A 9,831-nucleotide genomic window follows, 5' to 3' on the forward strand; every position below is an offset into this window, starting at 1 on the left:
GGAAAGGCCCTGTGCCAGACCGGCGGCAATGGCGGCCGACAAAGTGCAGCCGGTGCCATGGGTGTTCCGGGTCGCCTGCCGCGAGGCCGACAGCCGGGTCACCCCTTGGGCCATGATCAGCAGGTCGGTGCAGACCGGACCCTCGGCATGGCCGCCCTTCATCAGCACGGCCTCGGCGCCCATTTCGCGCAGCGCCGCACCCTGGTCGGCCATCTGATCCTCGGTTTCTGCAACCGGCCCGTCCAGCAGGCGCGCGGCTTCGGGCAGGTTGGGGGTCAAAAGCACGGTGCGCGGCAACAGCAGCGTCCGCAGGCTGTCGATCGCGTCAGGGAGCAACAGAGCATCGCCTGACTTGGCCACCATCACCGGGTCCAGAACCACCGGCAGGTCGCATCCCGCCAGCCCTTGGGCCACGGCGGCAATGGAATCCGAGCCCCCCAGCATTCCCAGCTTGACGGCCGCGACATCCAGATCGGCAAAAACTGCCTTGATCTGCGCGCGGATCATCTCGGGACTGGCCGCTTCGACCCGCGCGACACCCAGAGTGTTCTGCGCAGTCAGCGCGGTCACCACGCTGGCCCCGTAAACGCCGAGCGCCGAAAACGTCTTGAGATCGGCCTGAATACCTGCGCCCCCGCCGGAATCCGAGCCCGCGATGGTCAGGGCAATGGCTGCTGTCACGTCGTCCCCCTTGGTTCAGGCGGGTCGTGACCAGACGATGGGGGAACAAAGGAACGGCGCCGGGCCGTGATCATCTGCACCGTTCCCTCCGCCGGCATGACCCGGATCAGGTTCGATGGGTTGGCTGACGCCTCTCAGTCCCTGACGGGACACCCCAACGGTTTGCATGACAAAGGCTAGCGGGCCGATGGTGGACGCGCAAGGGGGGGCAGCCGGTCAGGGCGGACAGGTGCAGCACGATGCCAGTCGATGCGGCGCCGGCCAGCAGGCGCACCATCCCGATGCGCCAGCGTATCACCGCCACCAGCGCAAGGGCCGACAAAACCGCCGCCGCAGGATCAAGGGAGGACAGGACCGGCAGTCCCGTCCCGAGAGGCCCGGCCTCAATTACTGTGGCCGGACCCAGATCAGGTGGATGGCAAGTCACAAGACAAGGTTCAGGATGACCTCCTACAACGGTCACCGTCACCGCCCGCAGTGCGCCGGTCAGGCCGCGGTTCTGCCGCAAGTTCATGAAGGCCGCGTTAAGAAAAATCCATGCAAGGCACGGCGTAAAGAGAACCCAGTTCGCCAGCAGCGCGTCAAGCGTCGCGGCCAGCAGAGGCTGTTCCCCACCCGCCACGCGCAGCGCCGCCATGAAGCCAACGAACTGCAGCACCTTGATCAGGGGACCCCGCATCGTTTCGGCCCTCCCAAGCCAACCTTTCCCCGGTCGCAGCCATCCGAAGGGCCGGCGGCCTCCTGCGCGACCTAGGCCAACACCGTACAGGCCCCGCCGAACATCAGAACGGCCAGTTGCGAGAAAGGAGATCGCAATATCGGCGGAAACGCTGTTCGGCGCCTGCAGAAGCAGGGCCGCCACAGCCGCCAGCCACAGGAACAGCGCCCAGACGGCAGCATGACACGCTGCACGGGCGGTCACGGGTGGGAAGCGCGTGCGGCGTGATATCAGTAACGGGGGCATGCAGGGGCTATGGCATGGGTCAGCGCGGTCACCACTGGGGATGACGTGTCTGGCAGGAAAAGCGCCAGAAACGTCGCAAGTGCGATGACATGCAGTTTCGGACCCTTCAGGGCCTTGCCGGCAGATCGGATGACCGCCCGCACCACAATCGCAAGCACGGCAGCTTTGAGGCCGAAGAACAGCCCCTCGAAGACCGTCACATTGCCCAGGACTATATAGATCCAGGATAAGGCCATGATGGGCCGTACGCCGGGCAGGATGGACCAGATGCCTGCAAGCAGTGTGCCCTTCACGCCATTCATCAGCCAGACCTCCTGAGTCGCCAGTTGCTGCGCCTCGAGGGCCGGCAGCGGCATGCAGAAGTTCAGGGCGTGGAGGGATCGCGCTCCGCCAACCCAGCGCTGTTTTTCGATCAGGACGGTGCATGACGGCGATCTGCCCTGCAGGCCACCGAACTGAGCGCTGCGATGCGTGCCCAGACGCGGAAACCTTCGCGGAGGGCCGGCGTGGTTCTGGACGGCAGGAATGGATCCCCTGACGGTTGTTGCCTTCTCGCCGTGGTGCGGCCTTCCGTCAAGCGTGCGGACGCTTTCGCTGTTCCCATGGCACAAGCGCTGTCATGAGAGGCTGGCAGATCGAAGGGAGCAACCGATGGACAGGCGCGGATTGGAAATGACGGTGCTGATGTCGCCCGACATGGCGAACTTCAGCGGCAAGGTGCATGGCGGGGCGTTGCTGGCCGCGCTGGACCGGGTGGCCTATGCCTGCGCGTCGCGCTGGTCGGGCGAATATGCGGTGACGCTGTCGGTCGACCAGGTCACCTTCAAGGAGGCGATCCATGTGGGCGAACTGGTGACCTTTCGCGCGCGTGTGAACCATACCGGCCGGACGTCGATGGAAATCGGCATCCGCGTCGAGGCCGAGAACATCCGCCGCGGCACGCGCCGCCATACCAACTCGTGCTATTTCACCATGGTGGCCGTGGACGAACGCGGCCACCCCGTTCCCGTCCCCAAGCCGGAACTGGAGGACGACATCGACCGCCAGCGCTGGCGGTCTGCTGAGATCCGGCGCACCATGCGGCGCGAGATCGCGGCCCGGCAGGACGCCGCGAAAACGGCCAGCTGATCAGTGGTGGACTTCGTCCTTCGGGTGGCGTAGGAGGCTTTCTTTGGCTCCGCATGTCCGGGGCGGCGGGTGCAGGGTGGGCCGGTCGCAGCGACGCAAGGTGCCGCTCACCGGATGCCGTATGGATCGGCATCCCCGCATTGGCGAATCACATGACTGAACTGATGATCCCGGCCCCGCTGCAGGCGGCGCTGGCAGACAAGGGCTATGAAAGCCTGACCAGCGTCCAGACGGCCGTTCTGGCACCCGAGGCGCAGGGGCGCGATGTGCTGGTTTCGGCGCAGACGGGATCGGGCAAGACCGTGGCCTTTGGCTTGGCCGTGGGCGCCGACCTGCTGGACGGCGACCGGATGCTGGCGGGCGAATTGCCCCTGGCGCTGGCCATCGCGCCGACCCGCGAACTGGCGCTGCAGGTCGCGCGCGAGCTGGAATGGCTTTATGCCGGAACCGGGGCGCAGATCGCCACCTGCGTGGGCGGCATGGACTATCGCAACGAACGCCGTGCGCTGCAGCGCGGTGCGCAGATCGTCGTCGGCACGCCCGGCCGCCTGCGCGACCATATCGACCGCGGCAGCCTGGATCTTTCGGACCTGCGCGCTGCCGTGCTGGACGAAGCGGACGAGATGCTGGACCTGGGTTTCCGTGAGGACTTGGAATACATCCTGGGCGCCGCGCCTGTGGAACGCCGCACGCTGATGTTCTCGGCCACGGTGCCTTCGGCCATCGAAAAGCTGGCCCGTGACTTTCAGCGCGATGCCCTGCGGATTGCCGCCATGGGCGAGGCGCGCCAGCACGGCGACATCGCCTATCGTGCCTATAACGTCACCGCACGCGACCGCGAACCGGCGATCTTCAACCTGCTGCGCATCCACGAGGCGCAGACCTCCATCGTCTTCTGCAAGACGCGGGCCAACGTGAACCACCTGCTGGCGCGCATGTCGAACCGCGGCTTCAAATGCGTGGCCCTGTCCGGCGAACTGAGCCAGCAGGAGCGGACCCATGCCCTGCAGGCATTGCGTGATGGACGGGCGCGCGTCTGCATCGCCACGGACGTGGCCGCGCGCGGCATCGACCTGCCGGGGCTGGAGCTGGTGATCCACGCGGATCTGCCGACCAACCCGGAAACCCTGCTGCACCGTTCGGGCCGGACGGGCCGCGCCGGGTCCAAGGGCGTATCCGCGCTGATCGTGCCGAATTCGGACACCAAGCGGGCGCAGCGTTTGCTGCAGAACGCCAAGGTGGTTGCGGAATGGCACAACGCGCCTTCGGCCGACGAGGTGCGCGCGCGCGACGACCAGCGGATCCTGGACCACCCTGCCTTTAAGGAAGAGGCCGGCGAGGATGCCCCCCTGGCCGCCCAACTGTTGGAGCAGTTCGGCGCGGAACAGGTGGCCGTGGCCTTTCTGCGCCTGTGGCGCGAAGGCCGTCCGGCAGCCGAGGAACTGATGGAAACGCAGGCCCCGCCCGCGCCCATGGCGCCCCGCCAGCCGCGCGAGTTCGGTCCCTCGGTCTGGTTCACGCTGTCGGTGGGCCATTCGGGCCGGGCCGAGGCGCGTTGGCTGCTGCCCAAGATCTGTGATGCAGGCGGGATCACCCGCGACGCGATCGGGGCGATCCGGGTCAAGCAGGACCTGTCCTATGTCCAGATCGCTGCCGAGATGGCGGACCGTTTCGGCGATTTCATCGAGGTGACACCTGAGCTGACGATGCGCCGGATGGAGGGAGAGCCGCAGCTGGACGGTCCTTCCGAACGTTCGCCGCGTCCGCGCCCGGAGCGTGACGATCGTCCTGCCCGCAAGCCTGCGCCGCGCCACAAGCCGGCCGATGACACGGGGCACCAAGGCCGGGTCAAGGCCGCACGCGGTGGCTGGCTGCCCGACGACGCTCCGTTGGCCGATCCGCGCAAGGATGACGGTCCCCGTCCGGCAGTAAAGGCGTGGAAGAAGAAATCATCAGCCGAAGGTGCCGCCGGCAAGCCCGCATGGGCCGCCAAAGCCAAGCCGCGCGCCGACAAGGCAGCGGCGCCGAAACCGCACCGCAAGGGCCCAAAGCGTCCGGGATGATGGCTGGACCCGGACCGGGATCAACACCCGGTCCGCAGACTGCCTGAAAAACGGGCAAGTCGGACAAGTCTTTTTGCATTCAATGAAAATTCCCTGCCGGCCAAGGCGATAGCCTTGGCCGGCATGCCGCATTGCGACCGCCGAATGTCGTAATTGGTCTTGCCAGCTTGGCGACCGCCCGCATAACCTCTCCCTTGCGCTGAATAACCAACGACAACAGGGAGAGCGCCTTTTGCTGGACGACCGCCACGGCGATGCTTTCGTCGCCTTCGAGCATGTGCAAAAAAGCTATGATGGACAAACGCTTGTCGTAAAGGATCTGAACCTTTCGATCGGGAAGGGCGAATTCCTAACCATGCTGGGGCCGTCCGGTTCCGGCAAGACGACCTGCCTGATGATGCTGGCCGGTTTCGAGACCGCCACCCATGGCGAGATCCGCCTAGACGGCCGTCCCATCAACCAGGTGCCGCCTCACAAGCGTGGGATCGGGATGGTCTTCCAGAACTATGCCTTGTTTCCCCACATGACCGTGGGCGAGAACCTGTCCTTTCCGTTGGAGGTCCGGGGCATGGCCGCGGACGAACGCAAGACGCGGATCACGCGCGCCTTGGACATGGTTCAGATGGGCAAGTTCGTCAACCGGCGCCCCGCACAGTTGTCCGGCGGCCAGCAGCAGCGGATCGCGCTGGCCCGGGCGCTGGTGTTCGACCCTGAACTCGTGCTGATGGATGAACCGCTGGGGGCGCTGGACAAGCAGCTGCGCGAACACATGCAGTTCGAGATCAAGCACCTGCACGAGAAACTGGGAATCACGGTCGTTTATGTGACCCATGACCAGGGCGAGGCGCTGACCATGTCGGATCGCATCGCGGTCTTCAACGACGGGCGCATCCAGCAGCTGGCCAGCCCGTCGTCCTTGTACGAACGTCCCGAAAACAGTTTCGTCGCGAGCTTTATCGGTGAAAACAATGCATTGCCGGGAACGATCGAGCGGCTGGAAGGGGACAAGGCATTGGTACGTCTGGATGGCGGCGGCGTCATCGACGCCACGGCTGTCAACATCCGTGAAAGGGGGCAGCGCACCACCGTCTCGATCCGGCCGGAACGGGTCGAGTTCAAGCCCGAGATGATGCCCCCGGGCGCCCATACGATCGAGGCAGAGGTTCTCGAGGTGATCTACATGGGCGACATCCTCCGCGCCCGGCTGCGCGTGTCCGGCAGCGAGAATTTCGTGATGAAGATGCGCAACACGATCGGCCAGACCCGTCTGGACGCCGGGCAGCGGATCCGCATCGGCTGGCATCCGCAGGATGCGCGCGCGCTGGATCCGATCTGACGGTTTCTGCGGCGCGGCTTGCCGCGCCGACCGCCGCACCTGTCGCGGCCAAGAATGACGGCGCAATCGCCGCGTCCCTTCGCAGTTGGAGATCCTGATGAAACGCACACTTGCAATGACAACCGCCCTGGGCCTTGTGGCTGCGCCGGCGCTGGCCGATGTCAACCTGCTGTCCTGGGGTGGCGCTTATGGCAACAGCCACCTCGAAGCCTATGCCAAGCCCTTCACCGCCGACACCGGCATCCCCGTGAACATGTCGGATGCGGACAACCCTGCCACGCCGATCAAGGCACAGGTCGAGGCCGGCAACGTGACCGTCGATGTCGCCTCGGTCGAATATGCCGACGCGGTGCGCTTGTGCGACGAAGGGCTGCTGGAGCCGATCGACCCATCCATCCTGGTGGCCGCCGAGGACGGCACCGCTGCCGAGGAGGACTTCATCGACGGCGCGATCACCGAATGTTTCGTGGGCACCGACGTGTATTCCATGGTCCTGGCCTTCAACGACAGCCGGTTCCCGGATGCCAAGCCGGCCACGCCCGACGATTTCTTCGACACCGAGGCTTTCCCCGGCAAGCGCACCATGCGCAAGGGTGCCAAGTTCAACCTGGAACTGGCGCTGATGGCCGACGGCGTTCCGGCCGAGGAAGTCTATGAGGTGCTGGCAACACCGGAAGGCGTCGATCGTGCCTTTGCAAAGCTGGACACGATCAAGAACGACGTGATCTGGTGGGAGGCTGGCGCGCAGCCGCCGCAACTGCTGGCCGATGGTGAAGTCAGCATGGCCTATGCCTTCAACGGCCGCATCTTCAACGCAGCCTACGAGGACAACCAACCCTTCGAGATCATCTGGGACGGCCAGATCTATGAGATGGAAGGGTGGGTCGTTCCGAAGGGTGCCCCGAACATGGAAGAGGCGATGCAGTTCGTCGCATGGACAACCGCGCCCGCGCCTCAGGCCCGCGCGGCTGAATTCATCAGCTATGGCCCTCCGCGCCGTTCGGCCGCCGCGCTGGTCGGCAACATCGAGGGCGGCGACGAGCCGATGGGTCCGAACCTGCCCACGTCCGAGGAAAACATGACAAACGCCCTGGCCTCGGACCTGGAATTCTGGGTTGATCGCGATGCCGAGCTGAACGAGCGTTTCAACAGTTGGCTTGCCAGCTGACGCCACCTGTCGGGGCGGCAGCCCGCCCCGGCATTGCCCGAAAAGGGCCACCGACAACGGGTGCAAACGCCCGATACGATCCACCAGGGAGATCTTGTCTTGAAAACCACGCTTATGCTGTCCACGGCCCTGACGGCCATGGCCTTCGCCGCCTCCGCGCAAGAGGTGAATGTTGTCTCGTGGGGCGGGGCCTACGAGATCAGCCAGATCGAGGCCTACAACAAGCCCTTTACCGAAAAGACCGGCATCAAGGTCAACATGATCGCCGCCGACAACCCGGCAACGCCTCTGCGCGCGCAGGTCGAGGCCAACAACGTCACCGGCGACGTGTTCGATGTCGAGGTGTCGAACGCGATCCAGCTGTGCGACGAAGGCGCCCTGGTCGAGATCGATCCGGCCACGCTGCCCGATGCGCCTGACGGGACGCCGGCCGCCGACGATTTCGTTCCCGGCGCGCTGCAGGATTGCGCCGTGGCCAACATCGTCTGGGGCACGGTCATTTCCTACAACACCACCAAGTTCGAGGGCCAGGCTCCCAGCACGGCGGCGGACTTCTTCGACACCGGAACCTTTCCCGGCAAACGGGGCCTGCCGCGCAATCCCAAGCGCACGCTGTACCTGGCCCTTATCGCCGACGGTGTTCCGGCAGACGAGGTTTATGACGTCCTGAGCACCGAGGAGGGCGTCGATCGCGCCTTTGCAAAGCTGGACACGATCAAGCCGGACGTCGTCTGGTGGGAAGCCGGTGCGCAGCCCGTGCAGTTGCTGGCCGATGGCGAGGTCAGCATGACTACCGTCTATAACGGCCGCGCCTTTGACGCGATCGTGGGGGAAAAGCAGCCCTTCGAGATCATCTGGGACGGGCAGTACATGGACATGGACATGTTCGTCATTCCCAAGGACGCACCGAACCCGGAAGCGGCGATGGAATACCTGAAGTTCGCCACGGGCACCCAGCCTTTGGCCGATCAGGCAAAGTACATCGCCTATGGCCCGTCGCGCCAATCCTCGGCTAACCTGGTAGGTCTTTATCAGGATGGCGTGACCGAGATGGGCCCGCACATGCCCACAAGCCCCGAAGCGCTGGAGAACGCCGTCATGGATGATCCCGAGTTCTGGGCCGACCACGCGGCGGAACTGACCGAGCGATTCAACAGCTGGCTGGCAGCCTCCTGATCCGAAACGCCGCCGCCTCTCATGACAGGGGCGGCGGCCCTGATTGCCGGGAACGACATGGCCGACGCCGCACTTGATCCACATGCCGCCATCGCCACCACCGCATCGGGTGTGGGATCGGGCACATTGACCACCGCCGACGGCAAGCCTCTGGCACGTGCCCTGGCGCGCAGCCAGACGCGCGCCCGCCGCCGCGCCTTTCTGCTGGTCCTGCCGCTGCTGGCCTTCATCCTGATCACCTTCGTGGTGCCGATCGGGCAGATGCTGCAACGATCCTTCTACAACGACGGCTTCTCGGCAAACATGCCGCAGGTTTCGGCTTGGTTCGCCGCGACCGAACGCGGAACACCCCCCGATGATGCGGCCTGGGCGGCACTGGCGGCCGACCTTTCGGCGGCCGCCGAGGCGCGTACCATCGGTGTAGTCGGAACCCGCATCAACTATGACATGTCGGGCACGCGCTCGGTCTTCACCTCGACCGGCCGACAGGTCCGCCGCGGGATCGAGCCACCCTATGACCAGGCGCTGCTGGAGATCAACGAGGCATGGGGCAATCCCCTGCTGTGGGCGACCATGCGTGAAGCGGCAAAACCCTTTACCGCCAATTTCTACCTCGCCTCGGTCGATCGTACCCGCAATGCGGAAGGCGCGGTCGAGCAGGTGGCGGAAAATCAGCGCGTCTACCTGATGCTGTTCTGGCGGACCTTCTGGCTGTCGGCGGTCATCACGGCACTGACGTTCGTGCTGGGCTTTCCCATCGCGCATCTTCTGGCGACACTACCCATGCGCAAGTCGAACCTGCTGATGATCCTGGTGCTGCTGCCCTTCTGGACCTCGCTGCTGGTCAGGACGACCAGCTGGATGGTGTTGTTGCAGCAGCAGGGTGTCATCAACGACATCCTGGTCTGGCTGGGTGTCATCGGGGGCGGGCAGCGGTTGCAGATGATCTATAACCAGACCGGCACGATCGTCGCGATGACGCATATCCTGCTGCCTTTCATGATCCTGCCGCTTTACTCGGTCATGCGGACGATCAACCCTGCCTATGTCCGCGCCGCGCGCAGTCTGGGCGCGACCAGCTGGACCGCCTTCCGCCGCATCTATTTCCCGCAGACGCTGCCGGGCCTTGGGGCGGGTGCGCTTCTCGTCTTCATTCTGGCAGTCGGCTACTACATCACGCCGGCCTTGGTCGGCGGCTCGTCCGGCCAGCTGATTTCCAACATGATCGCGATGCACATGACCTCGACCCTGAACTGGTCGCTGGCGGCGGCACTGGCGGCGCTGCTGCTGGGGGCGGTGCTGGTGCTCTACTGGC

8 protein-coding genes and 1 riboswitch are annotated in these 9,831 nt (G+C 65.2%); of the genes, 6 read left to right on the forward strand and 2 right to left on the reverse strand.

Going from position 1 to position 9,831, the window contains the following annotated elements:
• Both thiD and ACLHHB_RS17285 read right to left on the reverse strand, forming a co-directional pair.
• The coding region (gene thiD / locus ACLHHB_RS17280; protein WP_410219522.1) for a bifunctional hydroxymethylpyrimidine kinase/phosphomethylpyrimidine kinase at positions 1–681 on the reverse strand (681 nt) is incomplete at its 3' end.
• 66 nt (positions 682–747) lie between these two features.
• Positions 748–848: riboswitch (TPP riboswitch) on the reverse strand.
• Between the two features lie 781 nt (positions 849–1,629).
• On the reverse strand, positions 1,630–2,001 hold the full coding sequence (locus ACLHHB_RS17285; RefSeq protein ID WP_410219523.1) for a chromate transporter: 372 nt from the start codon (positions 1,999–2,001) through the stop codon (positions 1,630–1,632).
• Between the two features lie 295 nt (positions 2,002–2,296).
• On the opposite strand from ACLHHB_RS17285, the gene ACLHHB_RS17290 reads away from it, so the two are divergent.
• From ACLHHB_RS17290 to ACLHHB_RS17315, 6 genes are all read left to right on the forward strand, one after another.
• A complete protein-coding gene (locus ACLHHB_RS17290; RefSeq protein ID WP_410219524.1) occupies positions 2,297–2,773 on the forward strand; it encodes an acyl-CoA thioesterase in 477 nt (158 codons plus the stop codon).
• A 152-nt stretch (positions 2,774–2,925) separates the two neighbouring features.
• Positions 2,926–4,836: a DEAD/DEAH box helicase gene (locus tag ACLHHB_RS17295; RefSeq protein WP_410219525.1), complete on the forward strand. Its 1,911-nt coding sequence runs from the start codon at positions 2,926–2,928 to the stop codon at positions 4,834–4,836.
• A gap of 232 nt (positions 4,837–5,068) precedes the next feature.
• Positions 5,069–6,172: an ABC transporter ATP-binding protein gene (locus tag ACLHHB_RS17300; RefSeq protein WP_410219526.1), complete on the forward strand. Its 1,104-nt coding sequence runs from the start codon at positions 5,069–5,071 to the stop codon at positions 6,170–6,172.
• Between the two features lie 97 nt (positions 6,173–6,269).
• The gene (locus ACLHHB_RS17305; RefSeq protein WP_410219527.1) at positions 6,270–7,340 is read left to right on the forward strand and encodes an ABC transporter substrate-binding protein; all 1,071 of its coding nucleotides are present in this window, start codon (positions 6,270–6,272) and stop codon (positions 7,338–7,340) included.
• A gap of 99 nt (positions 7,341–7,439) precedes the next feature.
• Positions 7,440–8,516 carry an ABC transporter substrate-binding protein gene (locus ACLHHB_RS17310; RefSeq protein ID WP_410219528.1) on the forward strand — a complete coding sequence of 359 codons (1,077 nt, stop codon included), beginning with the start codon at positions 7,440–7,442 and terminating at the stop codon, positions 8,514–8,516.
• A gap of 57 nt (positions 8,517–8,573) precedes the next feature.
• A partial coding sequence (locus ACLHHB_RS17315; RefSeq protein WP_410219529.1) for an ABC transporter permease occupies positions 8,574–9,831 on the forward strand: 1,258 nt, incomplete at its 3' end.

This window comes from Paracoccus sp. (in: a-proteobacteria), assembly GCF_046462195.1.
GTDB lineage: Bacteria > Pseudomonadota > Alphaproteobacteria > Rhodobacterales > Rhodobacteraceae > Paracoccus.